The following is a 21,166-nucleotide window of genomic DNA, read 5'->3' on the forward strand; positions in this document are numbered from 1 at the left end:
AACATGCGACAGATCCCAGCCCTCACCCTCCAGACCGGAAAGCGCCACATGCAGATGGCTGCAATTGCATCTGTAGGAGCGAGCTTGTCTCGCGAGCTTTTCAACGCGGCCGCGAAGAGCTCGCGAGACAAGGGTTGTGCAGTGCAAACATGCGGCAGATCCCAGCCCTCACCCTCCAGACCGGAAAGCACCCCATGCAGATGGCTGCAATTGCACCTGTAGGAGCGAGCTTGTCTCGCGAGCTTTTCAACGCGACCGCGAAGAGCTCGCTTCTACAGGGTCAGGCGATAAGCTTGCGCAGTTCGAAACAGTCCCGCGCATGCCAGTCTGTCAGTTCCGGCCACGGATTTTCGGGCACGTTGACCAGTACCGTTTTACTGCCCGCCGCACGACCACAATCCAGGTCAAAACGATAATCCCCCACCATCACCATCTGTGACGGATCCACCTCCCATGCCCGGGCCAGTTGCAACAGGCCGTCGGGGTCGGGTTTGTGCGCAGCATTGTCGCGACCCAGAACATCCTCTGGCGCAAAAAGCGGGGCCAGACCAATGGCCTCCAGGGTGATATGCGCCAGCTCCCGGGCATTGCGGGTCAGCACTCCCAGGCGACAACCGCGGGCCGCCAGCTCGCGCACCAACTCTACCGCCCCGGGTGCCGGGGTTGAGGCCAGTGCCAGTTCACGCTCGTGCTCCAGCAACCAGGCGTGCTTGGCTTGCGCCTCGTGGGCAGGCAAGCCGTTGAGGTGGGTCAAAATATCCACTTGCACAGGGATGTCCAGCGCCCGACGAATCGCGTCAAAGTCATGCACCGCGACGGTCAAAGTACCGTCCATATCAAAAACCCAGTGTTTTACTTCCTTGAGTGTCATGCCCAGTCCTTACGATGACGAATCAAACCTTCCTGTGTGACAGACGCAACCAGCTGGCCGGCTCGGTTAAAGACGCTACCCCGGGAAAACCCGCGTGAATTTCCCGCCCACGGGCTGTCCATGGCGTACAGCAACCAGTCGTCGGCCCGCAGGTCCTGGTGGAACCACAGCGCGTGATCAAGGCTGGCTACCTGCATGTCCTTTTGCCACACGCCTTTGCCATGGGGCAGCAGCGAGGTGGTCAGCAAACCGAAGTCCGAGGCATAGGCCAGCAGGTATTTGTGCAGCGCCGGCGAGTCAGCCAGTGCGCCATCGGCACGAAACCAGACGTACTTGATCGGATCGGTGATCTTGGGGTTGAACGGGTCTTCGCCCACCACCGGACGAAATTCGATGGGTTTGGCGCACAGCAACTTTTCACGCATCGATTCGGGGATCAGATGCGCACGCTGACGAATCATTTCGAGTTCCGAAGGCAGGTTTTCCGGGCCCACCACATCGGGCATCGGAGTCTGGTGCTCAAAGCCGCCTTCGTCGTACTGGAATGAAGCGCTACAGGTGAAAATCGGCTGACCCTTCTGGATCGCGGTCACCCGGCGCGTGCTGAAACTGCCGCCATCGCGCACCCGGTCCACCTGATAGACCACCGGCAACCCGGCATCCCCCGGGCGCAAAAAGTAGCCGTGCATCGAGTGCACGTGCCGCGCATCTTCGACTGTCTGGCTCATGGCCGACAACGATTGTCCGAGCACTTGACCGCCGAACAACTGGCGAAAGCCCAAGTCCTGACTGCTACCGCGAAAGAGGTTCTCTTCGATCGGTTCCAGGGTCAGTAAATTGACCAGATCTTCCAACACTTGGCTCATTCGGATTCTCCTCACACAGAGCAATACCGGGGTAGCCTTGGCTACGCCGGACAACAAAATTCTGGCTTTCGCCGCTCTCGGCCTGCCTAGCCGTGCAGGGTTTCCAGCCACTGTGCCCGCGTAATGCGATACAGCACATGTGACCTTAGCGGATGCCCTTCAGGCAGCCGGGGATGTTCAAAGTCACCGTCCGGATCGTGCTGCATGCCGATCGCCTGCATGACCTTTTGCGACGGCAGGTTCAACTGGCTGGTAAATGACACCACCTGATCCAGTGCCAATCGGTCAAAGGCGCAGCGCAGCGCCGCCCAGGCCGCCTCGCTGGCATAGCCCAGGCCCCAGTGTTCCGGGGCCAGGCGCCAGCCAATTTCCACGGCCGGCGTGAAAGGTGCGGCAAAATTGACATTGGACAACCCGGTGAAACCGATGAAGGCCCCGGTATCCTTGCGCTCCAGCGCCCACAATCCGTAGCCGTATTCGGCAAAGTGACCACGAATCCGGCCTATCAGCGCGGCACTTTCCAGACGGCTCAAGGGCGCAGGAAAATAGCGCATCACCTGAGGGTCGGCAGACATCGCAGCGAACTCGGGCAAATCTGTGTCACGCCACGGGCGTAACCGCAAACGGGCACTTTCGAGCTCTTTAATCTGCTCCATCTGTTATCTCCGATTTGTTACCGGGCTTTTCGAATACCTCGCAGTGTACAGCGCTGTTAATATCAAACGCTCGTTCGGTGCGAAATCCCATGCCTTTACCTCTGATTTACCACGATGACTACAGCCCTGAGTTCCCGGCGGAACATCGCTTCCCGATGGACAAGTTCCGCCTGCTGCGCGATCACCTAGTCCAGTCCGGGCTGACCCGCGACGCCGATTTGCTGCGCCCCGAACTGTGCCCTGTGGATATCCTCGCCCTCGCCCATGACCGCGCCTACATCGAGCGTTACATGGCCGGTGAACTGGCCCGCGAGGACCAGCGACGCCTGGGTCTGCCCTGGAGTGAAGCGCTGGCACGCCGCACCATCCGCGCGGTCGGCGGCTCGTTGCTGGCCGCCGAGCAGGCCCTTGAGCACGGGCTGGCCTGTCATCTGGCAGGCGGCACTCATCACGCCCACTACGACCACCCGGCGGGCTTCGGGCTTTATGCCGACCAAATTATGTAAACAAATCTTGTTAGACCGCGAAAATAAGGCCCTTGGAGAGTCAAGGTTTCTAAAAAGTGGAAATTAATACCCGAGATTCGACGAGGTGTTTACAAAACTCAGAAATCGCCCCAGCCCCCTCATATGCCATCGGGTGAATCGTGGCGGGAATCCGGGGTGAATCAGTGAACAGCATTACACCAAGAACGGGATTTTTATGAGGACCATCACGAATATCACGAATCGGCGACTAAAAATGTTTACTTATGATTGTGAATGATTATTATTAGCGCGCATCCACCCTGAAGGATATGCGTCAGTGATACGAACCTCTCCGGTGTTTTCCCGGTTACAAGCAGGGAACAACGTCTACGGCTTGCTCAATTCTCTACCTTCACCGATGCTCTGCGAAATGCTCGCGTTTGCGGGCTACGACTTCGTGATTCTCGATCTTGAGCACTTACTGCGCTCCGAAGAAGACATCATGCATTGTGTCCGCGCGTGTGAGGCCGCTGGCATTTCGCCTTGGCTGCGCATACCTCAAGTGGACGAAAAACTGATCGGTCGGGCACTGGATGCCGGCATCGAAGCCATTGTCCTTTCACGCACCGAAAGTGCTGCGCAAGTTCAGCGCGCCATCGAAGCGGCGTTCTTTCCCCCCTTGGGGAAACGCGGAATAACCGGCGGACGCATTACCGGTTTCGGTCGCCTGCCATTACCCGAATACATCGATCTGGCCAATCGTCAGACCCCTATTATTCCCATGATCGAAAGCCGCGCCGGGGTCGACGCTCTCGGCGAGATTCTGCAACTGCCGGGGGTCGGCATGATCATGGAAGGCGCTCTGGATCTGTCGCTCGATCTCGATCTGGGCCCCGACCCGCTCAATCCTCAAGTCTGGCAAACGCTGCAAAACATGGCCGATGCCTGCCTCAGCGCCGCAATACCTTTCTGCGCAAATCCCCGCACGGCCGAACAGAACACGCTGTGGCGCGCTCGCGGGATCCGAAGTTTTCTGGCCGGTGAAGACCGAGGCTTGCTGCATAACGCATTGAAAGCCCGCCTGCATTCTCTCCAACAGTAAAAATAAGCCAACGTAGTCCACATGAAAACAACAACAAACTCCCTACATTTTTCACTCAGTCTTATCACTTTGGGCATCTGTCACGGTGCCGTGGCCGCCGATCAACCCGTCGATTTGTCCACCAGACCTGCCAGTAACATGGAACTGGCACCCATGATGATTCAGGGTGACGTTCTCGGGACGGCCAGCGATCAGGAGGTGCGTACCTATGCCGGCAGTCGCAGCGTTGTCGACTCCAGCGAACTGAAAAAAGCCAGCGTCCGCGGTGTGGACGACGCGCTGCAACGGGTACCGGGCATCAAGATCTTTGACGAAACCGGCACCGGCGCCTTGCCACAGATATCGGTACGCGGGCTGTACGAGAGTCGTAGCGGCCGGATTCAAGCGTTGTCGGATGGCATTCCACTAGCACTGGCGCCGTACGGCCAGACGGGTCTGTCGCTGTTTCCAGTGACCATGGCCACTGTAGACCGTATTGATGTCGTGCGTGGGGGCGCAGCGGTGCAATACGGTCCGAACAACGTTGGCGGGGTGATCAACTTCATCAGCAAGCCGATTCCGCGCGAGTGGGAAACCACTCTGCAGGAGAAGTTGACGTTCAATGCTGGCGGGCGCCAGTTGTGGGACAACTATGTGGGCACCGGCGGCTACCTGACCGACAACTTCGGCCTGCAACTGGACCTCAATACCCTGGGTGGCGAATACGGGCGCGAGCACTCCGAGACCGATGTGCAGAACTACCGTCTGCGCGGCCAGTGGAACATCGACGACGATCGCGATCTGAGCTTCGGTATCCAGCACTACAAGGCCGATATGGACCTGGCCGGAGCACTCAGCGTGCAGGATTACAAGGATGATCCACGGCAATCGACGCGTCCGCTGGACCGCTTCGAGGGCGACACCAATCGCGTGTGGGGCACCTACACCCAGCGCCTGGGCGCCATGGGGCCGTTCGACTCAGTAGAATACAGCTGGACCAACTTCGCCCACGACAGCTACCGCAACTTCGTAGTCGGCCTGCCGTTCACTCCGGACGGTACGGCGGTGACCAAACAGGACGGCCCACGCGACTTTAAAGTCTGGGGCACGGAGCCGCGCATCAGTGCCACCATCGATGGCGACACGGTTGGCCAGACCTGGTTGCTGGGCGCCCGTTATGTCAGCGAAGACATCGACTACAAGGTCAACCGCCAGCGCGTCGCTACCGGCGTGACGACGCCGTTCCGGGACTGGAAGTTCGATGACGACGCCCGCGCGTTCTACCTCAGCAACGCCATCAGTCTGCTCGATCATCGCCTGACCATCACCCCCGGCGTGCGCTACGAAAACGCCCGCATGGATTACGCAGACGGCATCACCGGGTTCTCGCGCGAGAACAAATCCGAAGAATGGCTGCCGGGCCTGACGGTGGGTTACCAGGCGACCGACGCCTGGTTTGTCTACGCCAACGCCCAGAAGTCCCTGCGTCCACCGCAAGTCACGCAGATCGTCAAGGAAGGCGATGTCGGCGCCGAACTGGCGTGGAACTACGACACCGGCGTGCGCTATACGCCATGGGACGGCATGCGCGTCGACTTCAACTTGTACCGCATCGATTTCGACGACCAAATCAGCTACAACGCCACGACTGACCGCTTCAATAACCTTGGCAGCACACGTCACCAAGGTTTCGAGAGCGAGATTTTCTGGACGCCGCAAGCTCTACCTGATCTGGACCTGCACGCCAGCTATGCGTACCTCGATGCCAAGCAACGCAACGGCACATTCAAGGGCAACGAAGTGCCGTACTCCTCGCGCAATCAGTTCACGGTTGACGGTCGTTACCGTTTTGCCGAGCACTGGACCTACAACCTTGACGGCCTGTATGTCAGCAGCGCTTACACCGATGCCGCCAACTCCAGCGATGAAGATGCCACAGCCAGTGTGGGCAAACTGCCAGCTTACTGGGTCTGGAACACCGCCATTGAGCGTGAGTTCGAGCTGGCAGACAAAAGCGTCCTGACCGCGTCCGCGGGCATCAGCAACCTGTTCAACCGCGAATACTACTTCCGCGGTATCGACACCAGCCCGTGGGGTCGTCAACCCGCGCCAGAGCGCTCGCTCACCCTAGGCGTCAACTACCGCTTCTAAACCGCGCACTTGCGCACTTGTAAACCAGTGCCCGATCCTCCGGGACGGGCAACTGCTGCCCCCAGGAAACTGCCATGCAACGCCCATTCGTCATTCTTGCCCACGTCGCCCACCCTGCCATTCTTGAGGGTTTCCTGCCTGCCGCGCACAAACGCGGGTTGCCGATCGTGGTGATCACCGACCACGCTCAGGAACACCGGCGCCTGCTCGCCACCTCGCACATTTCGCCGGATGAGCTGCACGTTATCGAATGTGATGTGTTCAATCCGCTAGCGGTCGTCGAGACACTCAACAGCCAGGGTTTGCGCCCCGCCGCAGTGTTCTCCAACAGCGATCACCTGCAGACCGCGACAGCAATGGTGGCCGAGATATTCGAATGCCCCGGCAAGGACTGGCGACTGTGCTATGCGGCAAAGAACAAGGCGGCCATGCGCGAGCGCATGCAACGTCTCGGCTTGCCCGGCCCATGGTTCCAGGTGATTACATCGAATTCCAAACTGCCGACCGATGCGCCATGGCCGGTGGTCGCCAAGCCTCGTGAAGGCGTCGCCAGCCTGGACGTCAGACTGTGTCACAACGCCGCCGATCTGGCCGTTTACTGCAAACAGTTCTGGCAGCAGCAACCGGACCGGGCGTTGTTGCTGGAGGCGTACATGGAAGGTCCTTTATTCACCCTCGAGACACTGGGCGACGGGCGCAACCTGCAAGCCATCGGTGGCTTCGACGTCACCCTTTCAGCACCGCCGCATTTCGTAGAACTCGCCGCACGCTGGAATGGACAACTCAGCCGCGCGCAGCGCGCCGGCGCGCTGGCTCAAGTGGCCGCGTTCGGGGTCAATTTCGGGGTTTGCCACAGCGAGTTCATTCTGACCGCCCAAGGCCCGGTACTGGTTGAGATCAACTATCGCAGCATCGGCGATGGTCGCGAGTTCCTGCTTGATCGGCTGCTGCCACAGGGTTGGTTCGACCGCATCGTCGCTTTGTATTTGAGAGACAGCCTGATCGACGCGCAACCGGCGCAAGCCGAAGCAACCGTTCATTACCTTGTGGTCGACCGCTCGGGGCGTCTGGATCAGGCCAGCGCCAGCTTCAACGTCGAACGTGAGGGCCATTGGTGCGATTACCGCGCACTTCACAACACCGGCGACACCGTGACCATCAGCCATTCCAACAAGGACTACGTCGGCGTACTGAGACTGATCGCGCCGGATGAGGTGAGCCTCGAAGCGCAACTGAATTCGACTCTGAACGACCTGAAATGGGTGATGGCATGAGCCTGTATCCGGACGCCGCGGATCAGGCGTTCATTACTCGACGCATCATCGATTGCTGCCTGCGCGAGGACATCCGAGGGATCGTCAGCACAGGACAGATTTGTCGGCTGCCGGAAGAACTGAGTCAACACTTGCAGCATCAGCCCGACGCAAGCTGGCTGCGAATCGCCCATCTGGGCGCCGACGAACTATGGCTGCCGGTGGTCAAGGCGTATCCGTTGCAGGACTGGATCGGTACAGGCGACGCCTGGATCAAAGTGTCGCCGCAAAGCCACGGCGAGGTTCAACACGGCTACGGGCTCTGGCTGGGCCACCTGAGCCACGGTCTGGACGAAGAAAGTCTGACGCTGTTCGCGGCGTACCTGAAAGAAGCGGATTGCGCGACCGAACACCGGACCCTGTGCAATCAGGCGTATCGCCAGCATGGCCCTGCGCTGAGCGACGTGACTGCCCTGAAAGACTGGTCGCAGAGGCTGCTGAAGATCGATCAACTGGCGAGCTACCTGGATCACCCGTTTTATCCAACGGCGCGGGCCAAAAGCGGCTTCGATGCCGCCGCGCTCAAAGGCTACGCGCCGGAGTTTGCGCCGCGCTTCGAACTCAACTGGCTGGCGATTCCCAACAACGCCCTGACCCTGACCAGCCCACAGCCGCTGCACTGGCCGGACTTCGAGGACGTCGGCTTGTCACCGACCTTGCAAAACAGCCATTCATTACTGCCAGTACACCCGCTGACATGGGGCGAACTGGAGCAATACGGCCTGCCTGAAGGAACGCTCAAGGCTCCACGTTCGGCCATGCAGGTCGAACCTACGCTGTCCGTGCGCACGGTGGTCTGCATCAATCAACCTCAGTGGCACATCAAACTACCGTTGTTAGTCAGCACGCTCGGTGCGCGCAATTTGCGCCTGATCAAGCCCAGCACCCTATACGACGGTCACTGGTTCCAGACCACCCTGCAGGCCTTGACCGAGCGCGATCCGGCACTGGCGTCACGTTATCTGCACGTTGACGAAAAACACGGTGGTCATGCCGACGAAAGTCGTCACCTAGCCTATATCGTGCGCCGTTACCCGACGGGTCTTGAGAACACCACACTCGTACCTGTCGCCGCGTTGGCCAGTCCGCTTGCCGATGGACGCCTTTTCCTCGAACAGTTGGCCGAGCGCTTCTACGCAGGTTCGTTGCAACACTGGCTGGACGATTATCTCGATCTGCTGCTGCAGGTCCATCTGCGGTTGTGGCTGCATTACGGCATCGCGCTGGAGGCCAACCAGCAGAACGCCGTCTTGATGTTCGAACAAGGTCAGCCATTGCGCCTGCTGATGAAGGACAACGACGCCGCTCGCCTGTGGCCTCAGCGCTTCACCCATGCGTGCCCGGATCTCGCTGATCTGCCGGCAGTCTTGCAGGACGAGCGCATTCGCGTCGACAGCAGCCAACCGTTGGCCGAGATGTTCTGCACCATCACCTTGCAGCTGAATATTGTTGCGATCCTGGAAGCGATAGCGACCGCAGGCCTGGCCTCTCGATCCGGTCTGTACGGCACGCTGCGTCAGCGTCTCATGACCTGTCTGCAACATCTCGAAGCAGAAGGCATCGACTGTGACGACGCGCGTCAATGGCTGCTCGACAGCCCGAAACTGCCGGTGAAATACCTGCTCAGCGCCGGCAGCCTGTTCAGCAAGGCGCATTCCGGTGCCAGCGACATCAACAAGTTCTATGGCTACAGCGCGGCGAACTTCCTGCTGGAGGATGCTCCATGCAACGGAGTCTGATCACCAGCGTTCTGCTGGGGCATTACCTGTCGGCTTTCACGGCGCTGGGTATTCCGTTGTACTTGCCGCGCATCCTCGCCGACCTCGCACCTGACACACCAGGCTGGGCCATCGGGGTGCTGTTCGTACTGCCGACACTCTGCACCGCACTGGCGGCGCCGATCTGGGGACGCTGGGCCGATCGCAACGGTTGTCGCTTGTCGTTGCTGCGTGCGCATGCCGGACTGTTCGCGGGCTTCCTGCTGGCAGGCTTCAGCCCCAATCTGCCGGTGTTCGTCCTGGCATTGATCATCCAGGGCACCTTCGGCGGCGCGATGGCGGCGTCCAACGCCTACCTGTCGACTCAGTTCAAGGAAGGCGATCTGTCCCGCGCCCTGAACTGGACGCAGTATTCAGCACGTCTGGCGATGATCAGTGGCCCAATCCTGTTGGGGCTGCTGACCTCACAGGGTTTGGGATTAAGCCTGTATCGCTATCTGGCCTGGTTACCGCTGCTGGCGTTTGTGCTCGTCCTGCCGCTGCCCAAGGACGCCCCCAAACATGCCTTGAGCAGCAAGAAAGCCGTGGCCTTGGGCGAACTGCCTGAAGACATGCCGCGGCTGATGGCGGTGCAGTTTCTGTTCAGCTTCGCGATGGTCGTCACCTTTCCCTATTTCGTGCCCTTCGGCGAACAACTGAAAATTGGCAACGATGCCTTGATCGGCGTGCTCTACAGCCTGCCGCATCTGGTTTACCTGCTGGCCCTACCCTGGGCTCAGAAGCATCAGGGCAACCTGCTGTTGCCGGGGCTGGCGCTGCTGGCAATCAGTAACGCGTTGCAATTCTGGAGCGTGCAGGCCGAGCCGCTGTTCGCTCTGCGTCTACTCAGCGGGGCCGGCATGTTGCTGAGTTTTGTCGGGCTGCACCGCTGTCTGAGCCAGCGCAGCCGCCAAGGCAGCGCCGGCCGCCTGTTTGGCTGGTTCGACTCCAGTGGCAAATGGGCCGGCACTGCTGCCGGGGTCACTGCCGCTCTGGTCAGTCAGACCTGCGGCATCGCGTCCCCCTTTCTCGTTGCGTGCCTGGCGGCCATAGCGGCCATGGTGCTCGCCCGCCCTCTATTGATGACTTCCCGGGAGATTCCGGCATGACTTTCGCTCTGAATACCGCATCGCTGAACACCGTATCCCAGCATGACCATGCCCTCGATGGCGAAGCCCAACGACATGCCATCGAGTGCCTGCTCAATTGCTATTTGCGCGAATACGCATTGCCCCGCAACGAAGTGAACCTGAACGATCAAGCACAGGATTTGCCGATGAGCCTGCGCCAAGCCAACAGTCGTTGCATCAGCATTCGCCTGCCCAGTGGCCGGTTGATCGTACGCATCGACCGCGCCAGTCTTCTGGGCCGCTGCCACTACATCAGCGCCCCCTACTTCAAAGGCAATAACCAGAGCTGGCGACCGTTGGACGCCCACGAACTGGCGCGCCTGCTCTGTACCCCGCTGAGTGGAGCCGACCGCGTCGGCGAGATGCTGCAACAGATCGGTAACAGCCTGCAGATCACCCGTACCTTTCTGCGGCATTCACGCCCGGCCAACCAAGCAGCCGACAGCCTGCTGGCGTCCGAGCAACATCAGCTGTGGGGCCATGCCCTGCATCCGACACCGAAAAGTCGCGAGGGCATCTCCCATGACGATTTGCTGACCTGCTCGCCGGAAGTTGGGGCGCGCTTTCAGTTGCACTGGTTCAAGGTTGATCCGACGCTGATTCGTCATCAGGGCGAGGATCCGCGCAGCACGCTACGCCAACTGTCGGGGCGTGAGGGCGCCTATCCGTGCCACCCTTGGGAAGTCGCCCGCGTGCTTGCTGACCCGCTGGTGCAACGGGCGCAACAACAGGGTTTGATCACCTACCTCGGCCCCCTGGGTCAGGCCATGTACCCGACGTCGTCTGTGCGCACGCTCTACCATCCGCAGATGGCCTACTTCATGAAGTTCTCGATGCACGTGCGCCTGACCAACTGCGTGCGCAAGAACGCTTGGTATGAACTCGACAGCGCCGTCGCCCTCACTCACCTGCTCGGCCCCATCATGAGCGAGTTGGCGACGCAACAACCGGGCTTCATGTTGATGCCCGAACCCTGCGCCACCAGCCTGGACCTCAGCGCCCTGGGTACGCTGGAGGAGGCCCGCGAAGTCACCGAATGTTTCGGTATCGTTTACCGGGAAAACCTTTCCGTCGCCGAACGCGAGCGTTATCAGCCGCAAGTGGCAATGGCGCTGTTTACCTGGGATCAACAAGGTCGCAGTGTCTGCCGCCCACAGGTACAGCGCTACGCCGACAACACCGGCTTGACCATTGAGCAAGCCACGTTGAACTGGCTCGATGCCTATGCCGGTCAGATGCTCGGCGGTGTGCTGTATTGCCTATTCCGTCAGGGCGTGGCGCTGGAGCCGCATTTGCAGAACACGGTCATCGGCTTCGCTGAAAACGGCCTGCCCAGTCAGGTCTGGATTCGCGATCTGGAAGGTACCAAGCTGGTCCCTGAAATCTGGCCCGCTGAACGCCTGAGTGCGCTGGATGAACGCACCCGCAGCTCGGTGTACTACAGCGCGCAAAAGGCCTGGCAACGAGTGGGCTACTGCGCACTGGTGAACAATCTCGGCGAAGCGATCTTCCATCTGGCCAACGGCAGCGGCATGCTGGAACAACAATTGTGGGACCGAATCGGCGACCTGCTGCACGCGCAATCCACGCGTCTGGGCCATCCGACAGAACTGCGTGAGTTGTGCGCCGGCGCGCCCTTCCCAAGCAAGGAAAATTTCATGACGCGCCTGATGATGCGCGCCGACCGCGAGGCCGATTACACGTTACTGCCCAGCCCGCTGACGATGACTGAAAAGAGGAAACACGCATGAGCCTTCCTGCCTCCGTCACCCAACGCATCGAGCAGCTCAAGACTGAACACGACGCGCCATTGTGCGCCTACGTCTACGACCTGCCTGCCCTTGAACGGCACGTAAAGGCAATGCGTCAGGTACTGCCCGAAAACTGCGAATTGTTCTACGCCGCCAAGGCCAACCCGGAAGCCCTGGTGCTGAAAACCCTGGCGCCGTGGGTAGACGGATTCGAGGCGGCCTCCGGCGGCGAGCTGACGTGGCTGCATGAACAGTGCCCCGACCAGCCGCTGATCTTTGGTGGCCCTGGCAAACTCGATCGCGAACTGGATATCGCCCTGCAGTACCGGATTTCGGCGTTTCACGTGGAGAGCGTGACCGAACTGCGCAGTCTGGCGCGCATCGCCCGCGAACGCGGTGTGCGGGCTCCGGTGATGCTGCGGCTGAATCTGAAGCTGGCCCAGACACCGCAGAGCCGATTGGTCATGGGTGGCAAACCCACGCCGTTCGGTCTGGATGAAGAAGGCCTTGCAAGCGCCCTGCAATTGCTGCGCGAAGAGCCGTCCCTAGAGCTCAAGGGACTGCATTTTCATCTGTTGTCGCACCAGCTGGATGTCGACGCGCACCTTGAATTGATTCGCAGCTACTTCCTGACCTTCCGCCAGCTGTGCGCCGACCACGACCTGCAACTGCCGCTACTGAATGTCGGCGGAGGGATGGGCATCAACTATCAGGACGCGGCCAGGTCATTCGACTGGCCACGGTTTTGTCAGGGCCTGCAGGGGTTGATCAATGAATACGACATGGGCGCGACCCGCATACGTTTCGAGATCGGCCGCTTCATCAGCGCTGCCTGTGGTTACTACGTCATGCAGGTGCTGGACATCAAAAGCAGTCACGGCGAGTTTTTTGCCATCGGACGTGGCGGTACCCATCACTTTCGCACGCCTGCGGCTCAAGGCCACAATCATCCGTTCACGGTACTACGAGGCTCGCAGCCGGCACAAATCAGTGATCAGTCCGTGACGCTGGTGGGCCAGTTGTGTACACCAAAAGACGTCCTTGCCAGACAACAACCAGTGGCGCAGCTAACGATTGGTGACCTGCTAGTATTCACTCTCGCGGGCGCCTATGCCTGGAACATCTCGCACCAGAACTTCCTGATGCACGAACCGCCGTTGAAGGTTTTTATCGAGGGCTGATTCCACGCTATTGTCAGCCTCTGTGCTGCCCTTCCCGTATCTGTGGCTGCTTGTCCGATGTGTCCTTCAAACTCTTCGGACCACTACAGTTTGCCTATCCCTTATGTTAAGGGGGGGGGGGAAACGGTGTCCTGTCTTTCAGAGGGCTCGTCCAGATGGGATGATTGCAGTCCTTCAACCAAGCAAGTTGGAGGGAGCGCTCCTGTCGGCCACCTATTAAGTTGAGACGGTCGTTCCGAGTCGTGCCAATGGCTTGAATCAGAATGATATGTATTTACTTACAAAAGATAACTGTTATCATCTGCGCGATAATTCATACAAAAGGTGTTCATGGTGGCTCGATCGCGCATTTACCCAGTCTCTCTGTCGTTGCTGGGCGTTCTGGTTGTACCTGATTTACAGGCAGAAACGGAGTCTGCTCTAACCCTACCGGCAACCGCTGTGAACAGTGAGTACAGCGAGCAGAGCTACATGTCGACCGAGAGCAGGAGCGCGCTGAAGATCGATGCCCCTCTACGAGATATCCCGCAAACCGTCAACGTAATTCCCCAGAGCGTTATCAAGGATCAGGGGGCTCAGTCGATGGAAGACGTGCTGAAGAATGTCCCCGGTATCGGCCTGTCCAATGGCGATGGCCAGCGCGATCAAGTCACCATCCGTGGTTTCAGCGCCATTGGCGACATGTACGTCGACGGCATTCGTGACGATGCGCTGTACTTCCGTGATCTGTCCAACGTCGAGCGGGTGGAAGTGATCAAGGGGCCGGCCGCAGTGCTCTATGGCCGAGGCTCTTCGGGCGGTCTGATCAACAGCATCAGCAAGAAGCCCAACTTCACGCCCAAGCAGGAGGTCGGTGTCAGTGTCGACAGCGAGGGCAAAAAGCGCACTCAGTTCGATGCCGGTTGGGCCGATCAGCAACAGGGCGATAAAGCCTTTCGTGTGACAGGGGCGCTGGAGAACAGCGACACCTTCCGGGATGACGGCTACATCGACCGCAAGGCCATCGCGCCTTCGGCCTACTTCAAGCTCTCCGACGATCTGGAACTGAACCTGGGCGCTACCTATCTGTATGACAAGCGCCTGATCGACTTCGGTATCCCAGCACGAGGCGACCGTCCAGTCGATGTGGACCGCGATAAGCGTTTCGGTTCCGCTGATCCAGATGACGATTACACCCGCAGCGAAGTGTTCTCGTTCACGGCCGGCGTCGATTACAGCATCAATGACGACTTCACCCTGAGCAACACCAGCCGCTACTACCACTACGACCTGGATCGCAACAATACGCTCGCGGACTCCAGTCCAACGCGTTTCGTTACCGCCGCCAACGGCGAATTGCTGGTAAAACTCAACCGCGGCAACGTGCAGCGCAAGGAAGACGGTTGGTTCAACCAGACCGAACTCAAGCAGCGCGCCGTGCTCGCCGGGATGAACCATAACCTGCTCTATGGTGTGGAGCTGGGGCGCCAGGTGAAGGACCAGTCCGTGTTCAGCCAACCCAACGTGGCAAGGGTGCCGGTGTACCGCGATGCTTTGGTCGACGTGCCGTTCCAGGCCAACCGGCAAACCGCCAAGGGCACCAATACTCAGGACACTGCCGGGTTCTACGTGCAGGACCTGATCGAACTGGCGCCGCAGTGGAAAGCTCTGCTGGGAGTGCGTTATGACGTGTTTGACCAGGAATACGCCGATGACCTGACGAACAAGGAACTCTCCCGCACCGACACTACCTGGAGTCCGCGAGTCGGTCTGGTCTACCAGCCTGATCATGTGCAGTCCTATTACGTCTCGGTGAGCCGTTCCTACCAGCCCTCTGCCGAAATGTTCGCTCTGAGCACGACGAACCAGGACCTTGAGCCGGAGGAAACCACCAACTTCGAGATCGGCGGCAAATGGGACCTGCTCGACAATCGCCTGGCGTTGACGGCGGCGCTGTTCCGGCTGGAACGCACCAACATGAAAACCACCGATCCGGCGAACCCGACCAAACTGGTGCTTGCGGGAGAGCAGCGTACTGATGGTCTCGAACTGACCGCCAGTGGGCAGTTGAGCGAAAAATGGCAGGTATATGCCGGTTACGCCTATCTGGATGCCGAGATCACCAAGTCCAACAGCCGTACCAACGGTATCGCCAACGAAGGCCAGACTCCGACCTTGACCCCGCGCCACAGTGCCAATTTGTGGTTGGTACGTTCTTTGACACAGGAGTGGCGTGTAGGCATGGGGGCGAACTATGTCGATGACCGTTACACCGCCTTGGATAACCAAGTGGTCATGCCGGCCTACACCACCGTGGACGCAGCGTTGCTCTACAACCAGCCGAAATGGGACATGGCCCTGCGTCTGCGCAATGTCTTCGACAAGGACTATTACGCTTCGGCGCATGGCTCGGTGGATCTGATCACACCCGGCGCACCACGGACGCTGGAGCTGAGCACCAACTACCGCTTCTGAGTACGGACCTGAAGAACAAACGCCCGGCATTGTCGAGCGTTTCCTCACGGCTGGGCCTGTACTCCCAGCCGTGCAGTGGCAGCTTTCAAAAGCCCAACTAATCTTCAATGCGCGGGTTTGAGTGAGAATCTGTCGTGTGAGAGCTTTAACGATACGAGTTTGCTCTTATAGATCAATGGCTTGAGATGAAACGGCAACAGACCCTAGGGTGTCTGCTGTCGATTGATGATGGGCAGAGGGCGGGAAAGAAACTGTTCATCCAAGCCCCGAATGTAAGCGTTATAAGCCCAGCGTACAAACTGCTCGAGCAATCGATCATTCTCCATCCGCAGACGTTGATTCTCCGCTTCCAAACGAGCAATTCGCTCGTTTGCAACTTGTAATTCAGGACTGCTGGCCTTCTTCACTCCTACTGTGGTTGAGAGTGTTTGCTTACGCAGTATGAACGCACGCCGAATCCGCTCATGTTTATGCAGAGTCTGGCGCGTGTAGGTTCCTCGTAAACGGCGAGCGACGCTTAAGATCAGCAGGTCCCACGTCAGTTTTCCAGACCAACCATCCAGGATCGACACGATCTGCTCTATAGCATCTGGGGTTAGATTTCTCGAACGAGACATTACAGGTCCTCAGCCTCTATGCATGGCACATCTGGATCTTCAGTGTCTGGTCCCGGCAAATTACGCTTGTTCAATATTTTATGGTGGGTCAGCAACTGTTCCAGCCTTGACGCTGGGACGATCCCACGCGGCTGGATAATTGCATTTGCGGCAACGGAAGAGTCCTCAAAAATGGCACACAGTTCATCCAGTCGTTTAAGGGTCAGTGTCTGGTGCTCGACCCAACGGTTGGCACCAAACTCCTCCTCGCCCAGCGCTTCTAACGCTTTTGCGAGGAGGGCCTGGGTTTCCTGACGATACTGGCGTATAGCCTGCTCTCGGACCACATCACCTTTGATGCATACATGCTCATCACAATTGGGGCAATCTCGATGGAGTTGGCAAGGCAACATGGAAAAATCGTGCAGGCAATACCCCAAATCCGTTGTATGGGCGGTCATGATCTTCAGCGTCGCAAACTGATCCCGCGAGATCAAACTACTTGGAGGGATACCTGCCACATGACCTGCCGACTTTTCCGGGTCACCCAAAGCGGACCTCGCGAGCGCCAACACATCCCTATCGGACTGATGGTCATAGCACTTGTTTTGTCCGAGTTTGGCGCGACCGCTCCATTTGGCGATGTCGAGTTGCGATAATCCGCCCATCTGTGCCACGGTATTTAAAAAATGGCGAAATTGATGCGTCGTGATACTCATTGGACTGCCATCTAACTCACGATAACCGAACCGTTCGAAAATATTGAGAAAAGTTCGAGTACTACCTAGTTGCTTCTGAGTATAAGCGGTGTCTGGCAAGACGATTACCCCACGGTACGTTCCCCACAACTCGGTTAGCTCATTCAGCCGTGTCAAGCAAAGCGCTTCACTGTACTTCAGGTTGTTCTTCTGATCTGCCAGCGGGAAGTTAGCTGGCAGCATCGAAAGGATTACTCGCTCAACGTCCGCGAACAAAAACCTCGGAGCATGTCTCTGCTGTGGGTCATATGGAATATGTTCAAAAATCCCCTGCTTTCTGCACCACCCCGCCCCTTGCGCGGTTTGATTGCCATTGGGGGGTGGGGCGAGAAAAACAATCGCGCCCACCTGTTCTGAACTAATTAACGACCGCCCCCGTAACGCCTCCAGCTCCGTTGGCAAATACATCGCATCAGGGTGCTGCTCATACCACCGTGCCACTTCCCGCGCTGGCGTGGAAATGGTCCTGAGCTTACTCACCGCCTCGCGGGCAACACTGGCCATGGATTGCACCACCCATTTGACTTGTGCCTTACCACCCTTTGAAGGCCGCCAGCGCAATCCATACAGTTGTTGATTTGCTTTTGGATCGAACTCCTCGACTTCACACTGGTTTGAAATGGACATCACCTCATTAATGCGGCTCGGCGCCGACGCAAGCAACGCACAGACACTGGAGGTAAAAATATCGCCTGGCTTCTCGGCGGTTCTGAAAATTTCGGCAATCGCTTCTAACGAAGCTGACGAGGGCAGACGGGCCCGGCGCGACGCATCAAACTCTGGGCCAACACTGCGCACAAAGTTCGCTGGTGCCCGAAGTGGATTTTGCCATTGAAGAGGCAGCGTACAGAGTTGATGCTCCACCAGGAACTGCGAAATGCGTTTGAGTTCTGCCCCGGCAAAAAATGCGGCAGAGGCTTGGTAGCGTTCGTTTAGTATCGCGCACGCACGATTAAAATGCCCCAGACTTGCCTTAATAGGTGTGACACAACTCTCCGTTTCTTCCAGAGCTACAGCGAGGGAGCGGAGCGCGGCCAATCGTGAACTGACGGTTGTATACGCGCACAACGAATAATCATAACGGCAGTAGGCTTTGGCAAAGTCTTTGTAAGGCTGAGGCAAGCAACAGGAATCCTTTTGCCCTCGTCCACTGGGGAATCCATGAAATCGCATGCTTGAACAAGAATTACGTCGTTTCAATCGAACAAAATTGGTGACATCCCAACTGTCCGCCTCAAAGACCAACTCACTGCCAAAAGCCGTCAGAGACTCTCTGGCGAGGGTAACGAAGTCCCTGAGATTGTCCTCAGCCGCCTGCTCTGCTCGGGGCTTAAACAGGATTACCCTATCGTCCATGAGCCTGCTCCTTTCTGCTGCGACATAATTGGACCACTTCTGCCACTGCGAGCAGCGTTCGATCGTTGATCGCCGCGATACGACCGTCCGGATAGCGTTTAGCATCCGCTAGCAAGAAATCCAGGACCGCCTCATGCGGCCCGTCCAACCAAGGTTGAAAACACTGACAGGTGTAACAGGCCACGGGGGCAAATAATCCGCAGAAACTGAAGCTGCCACATGACCCCATTGGCCGTGCGCTTTGATCGATACGCAAATCGATAATTCGGCTGGAGCGGTCTGCTCCACGAACGGCATTGTCCTCATGAGCTATCAGTTGACCTTTAAAAGCTTGAGCCAGAGGCGCCATGTACAGCGCAGTCGCCTTTTCAATCCGCATCGCAAGCTCTGGTGTCGCAGCTACATAGACAGCCGCAGAGTCAGTTCGCGAATGATCAAGCAAGTCCGCAATGACCAAAACCCCGTGCCCTTCACGCGCAAGATTCGTCCCTAACGTACGCCGAAAGCGCAAGGCACAGATGTTAACTATTTCCCCCGTGCGCTCAGAGCGGACGGATAGCTTGTCCAACGCGGTCACCAACAATTTCCGTAAATTCTCGCTGGTACGGTGGTATCTGGCCCATCCTGGCCCGTCCGCCAAATACTGTGACTGCCGGGGTAAAGGAAACAGGGGCGCCTGCTGGGGGTCTGGAAACGCTCCAATAAAGCGCTCACTGACGCGTCGGGCATAATCAAACAACGGTCGACCAATTTGATTCACCAGCGCTCGCGGCTTGAGTTCCTGGCGGAGCAATGCGTTTTGTTGCTTCGCACGCGGAACAAGCAAAAGAAAAGACTCTGTTCCATCCGCAGCCACCGAGCGCACAACATCACAAACCTTTAAGGCTGCCAACTGAACAGGGCGGGAACCCAACGCAATAAACAACCATGCCAGCAGGTATATGTCCTCACTCAAACGCCCTGCGCCGTAAGCTTCATTCAGGGCATCTTGAATACCCACTTGCTCAATTGGAGTAAATGGACCCAACTCGGGATCCCACGTCAATACAGCGATTCCGGTTTCTCGCTTCCGGAGCTTTTTCCTGTCCAGGACGTACACCACATCATCCTGAATACCCGGCAAGCTCATGGCATGCCATCGGCGTAAAAACGCAAAGAGATCGCGTGTTTGAAAGTCATTGGCATCGCAATGTATCAATACGTCATTTCCGCAGATAGTTTCCAACGGTTCAACGCGCCCCTCTTGCAATCGCAAGGCAAATGCTTTTAAAGCCGCAAAGCGACCCATCACAGTACTTGGCGCCCTATTTTCAACGAACCAAATCAACGTAAGATGGAATGAAGCCATGAGCACAGCAGAAAAATGTAGCCCAGAAAAATCCATGTAAACCGAATACACACCGTCCCGGTACGACCAAGCAGGCCGGTTAGGATCAAACGCGATACCGCTTTTGCTACGAATTACCGACGGAAGTGAAGGACAGAAATCAATTCCATCGATTACGTAGTTTTCCCCTGGTTTTTTAATCATCGGAAGGAGCCTCCACACGCAATTGTTTTTGCATTTGCAAGGACACAGCGGTGGCTTTTTTCTTGATATGACGCTGGTTATACACAATCGCCATTCCGGATGTTTCGGACCACCCCATCAATCGTGACCGCAGTTTTTGCTCCATGGTCGGCGACACATCACTTCTATCAATCGCTTCCGAAAAAATATCGTTCCAGGTATGGCGAAGGAGATGAGGGCAGATGTTTTCTGGTAGTTCCGGACAGTGTTGCCGTAAAGTGATAAATACTTTATTTAGCGCCGCAAGACTCAGTGGTTTTCCTGAGCCACCGGCTACCCAAAGATATTCATGCTTACGCGAGCCTGTAACATTTCGACGAATGGACATTACATACGCTCGCGTGAGCGCTACCAACTCTGCGTCGAGCGCTAATAATCGACCGCTTGTTTTGGCATTCGGCTGTCTCAACCGTGGATCCGCCGGATCGTCTGCCCTCCTGGCAATTAAAACTTCATTGGTCTGAAAGTTAATATCCGAGATTTTGACACCAAGCAACTCACCTCTCCTGACTCCCAAGGACAATAGCCAGCGAATCATTAAGTAGTTTCGCTGCCGAACAAATTCATGAGACCACGGATTATGCTCAAACTCTGGAGCAACCACCTGTTGCAGTAGCGATACCATTTGTTCAGTTAGGCCCTCACGAGGCGTAACATTGGATAAGCGCTGCACTGAAGGAATGCGAGCCTTTATGGCTGTAGAAACCAGTTCACGGAGTTTTTCCACCCCTGAAAAATGTGGGTTTCCTGCGCCTGTTTTTAGTAAGTGGTCGGTCGCAATCCAGTCAAGGTAACGGGCAATGTATAAAAGCCGTATAGCAATAGTACCAGGATGAATTTTTGGCGTACTAAAGCCACTGGTAGACCATGGCGATACAAACTTTCCATTTCCAATTTTTTTTCTGTCGCCCGCTGTAATTGGTAATTTACACGCCCCAACGATAGCTTCTATGTCTCCAACCGTTAAAAACTGGCCGTCGCGCAAACGGGCGGACAAATCTATCTTTAGTTCATCAAAAACAATGAACAGCACCATCAACGACCGAAGCGCCTGTTGGAGTGTGCTCGTCGACAAATTCGCCGTTCGTAACTCTGTCAGTACCCAAAGGTTAGCGCTGTGCACGGGCATGCCGTCTTGCTGAAGGCAAAGCACTGGAAAGCGCTCACCACCGTCGAACCGCACGAGTTTGATTCTGTAAGGGTTCATT

General features: G+C 57.4%; 15 protein-coding genes and 1 pseudogene. 9 read left to right on the top strand and 7 right to left on the bottom strand.

Annotated elements, in window-relative coordinates:
* Positions 1-280: 280 nt before the first annotated feature.
* The 3 genes from EQV90_RS03490 to EQV90_RS03500 all read right to left on the bottom strand — a co-directional run bounded on the left by EQV90_RS03490 (position 281) and on the right by EQV90_RS03500 (position 2,393).
* Positions 281-871 (bottom strand): HAD family hydrolase, encoded by a 591-nt coding sequence (locus tag EQV90_RS03490; RefSeq protein WP_003444020.1) that lies wholly within the window; start codon positions 869-871, stop codon positions 281-283.
* The gene (tesB, locus tag EQV90_RS03495) at positions 868-1,737 is read right to left on the bottom strand and encodes an acyl-CoA thioesterase II (protein WP_003444021.1); all 870 of its coding nucleotides are present in this window, start codon (positions 1,735-1,737) and stop codon (positions 868-870) included. Before tesB ends, EQV90_RS03490 begins: the two co-directional genes overlap by 4 nt.
* Positions 1,738-1,823: 86 nt before the next feature.
* Entirely contained in the window at positions 1,824-2,393 is a 570-nt protein-coding gene (locus EQV90_RS03500) for a GNAT family N-acetyltransferase (RefSeq protein WP_003444023.1), read from the bottom strand.
* Between the two features lie 89 nt (positions 2,394-2,482).
* Here EQV90_RS03500 and EQV90_RS03505 point away from each other — a divergent pair.
* The 9 genes and pseudogenes from EQV90_RS03505 to EQV90_RS03545 form a co-directional block, all read left to right on the top strand.
* A pseudogene (locus tag EQV90_RS03505) lies at positions 2,483-2,881 on the top strand (histone deacetylase); the annotation flags it as partial.
* A gap of 316 nt (positions 2,882-3,197) precedes the next feature.
* Complete coding sequence (locus tag EQV90_RS03510) at positions 3,198-3,962, top strand: aldolase/citrate lyase family protein (protein WP_032861804.1); 765 nt, start codon at positions 3,198-3,200, stop codon at positions 3,960-3,962.
* Positions 3,963-3,983: 21 nt separating this feature from the next.
* Complete coding sequence (locus tag EQV90_RS03515) at positions 3,984-6,092, top strand: TonB-dependent siderophore receptor (RefSeq protein ID WP_032861803.1); 2,109 nt, start codon at positions 3,984-3,986, stop codon at positions 6,090-6,092.
* 74 nt (positions 6,093-6,166) lie between these two features.
* Positions 6,167-7,366 carry a siderophore biosynthesis protein PvsA gene (locus EQV90_RS03520; RefSeq protein WP_240877751.1) on the top strand — a complete coding sequence of 400 codons (1,200 nt, stop codon included), beginning with the start codon at positions 6,167-6,169 and terminating at the stop codon, positions 7,364-7,366.
* On the top strand, positions 7,363-9,144 hold the full coding sequence (locus EQV90_RS03525) for an IucA/IucC family protein (RefSeq protein WP_032861967.1): 1,782 nt from the start codon (positions 7,363-7,365) through the stop codon (positions 9,142-9,144). Before EQV90_RS03520 ends, EQV90_RS03525 begins: the two co-directional genes overlap by 4 nt.
* Positions 9,129-10,271, top strand: a complete 1,143-nt coding sequence (locus tag EQV90_RS03530; RefSeq protein WP_032861801.1) for an MFS transporter — start codon at positions 9,129-9,131, stop codon at positions 10,269-10,271. Before EQV90_RS03525 ends, EQV90_RS03530 begins: the two co-directional genes overlap by 16 nt.
* Positions 10,268-12,043: an IucA/IucC family protein gene (locus EQV90_RS03535; protein WP_050593417.1), complete on the top strand. Its 1,776-nt coding sequence runs from the start codon at positions 10,268-10,270 to the stop codon at positions 12,041-12,043. Before EQV90_RS03530 ends, EQV90_RS03535 begins: the two co-directional genes overlap by 4 nt.
* Positions 12,040-13,224 carry a type III PLP-dependent enzyme gene (locus EQV90_RS03540; RefSeq protein ID WP_032861800.1) on the top strand — a complete coding sequence of 395 codons (1,185 nt, stop codon included), beginning with the start codon at positions 12,040-12,042 and terminating at the stop codon, positions 13,222-13,224. Before EQV90_RS03535 ends, EQV90_RS03540 begins: the two co-directional genes overlap by 4 nt.
* Before the next feature lie 330 nt (positions 13,225-13,554).
* Positions 13,555-15,678: a TonB-dependent siderophore receptor gene (locus EQV90_RS03545; protein WP_032861799.1), complete on the top strand. Its 2,124-nt coding sequence runs from the start codon at positions 13,555-13,557 to the stop codon at positions 15,676-15,678.
* A 203-nt stretch (positions 15,679-15,881) separates the two neighbouring features.
* Here EQV90_RS03545 and EQV90_RS03550 read toward each other — a convergent pair whose 3' ends face one another.
* The 4 genes from EQV90_RS03550 to EQV90_RS03565 are packed head-to-tail and all read right to left on the bottom strand — an operon-like array spanning position 15,882 to position 21,165.
* A complete protein-coding gene (locus tag EQV90_RS03550; protein ID WP_082422834.1) occupies positions 15,882-16,295 on the bottom strand; it encodes a hypothetical protein in 414 nt (137 codons plus the stop codon).
* Positions 16,295-18,388, bottom strand: coding sequence for a hypothetical protein (locus tag EQV90_RS03555; protein ID WP_050593416.1), 2,094 nt, complete (start codon positions 18,386-18,388; stop codon positions 16,295-16,297). Before EQV90_RS03555 ends, EQV90_RS03550 begins: the two co-directional genes overlap by 1 nt.
* On the bottom strand, positions 18,378-19,919 hold the full coding sequence (locus EQV90_RS03560) for a site-specific integrase (RefSeq protein ID WP_143513825.1): 1,542 nt from the start codon (positions 19,917-19,919) through the stop codon (positions 18,378-18,380). Before EQV90_RS03560 ends, EQV90_RS03555 begins: the two co-directional genes overlap by 11 nt.
* The gene (locus EQV90_RS03565) at positions 19,912-21,165 is read right to left on the bottom strand and encodes a site-specific integrase (RefSeq protein ID WP_050593414.1); all 1,254 of its coding nucleotides are present in this window, start codon (positions 21,163-21,165) and stop codon (positions 19,912-19,914) included. The genes EQV90_RS03560 and EQV90_RS03565 overlap by 8 nt, the downstream gene beginning before the upstream one ends.
* Position 21,166 lies beyond the last annotated feature (1 nt).

Source organism: Pseudomonas sp. TMW22089 (assembly GCF_022496645.1).
In the GTDB taxonomy this organism is placed as follows: Bacteria; Pseudomonadota; Gammaproteobacteria; order Pseudomonadales; family Pseudomonadaceae; genus Aquipseudomonas; species Aquipseudomonas paraversuta.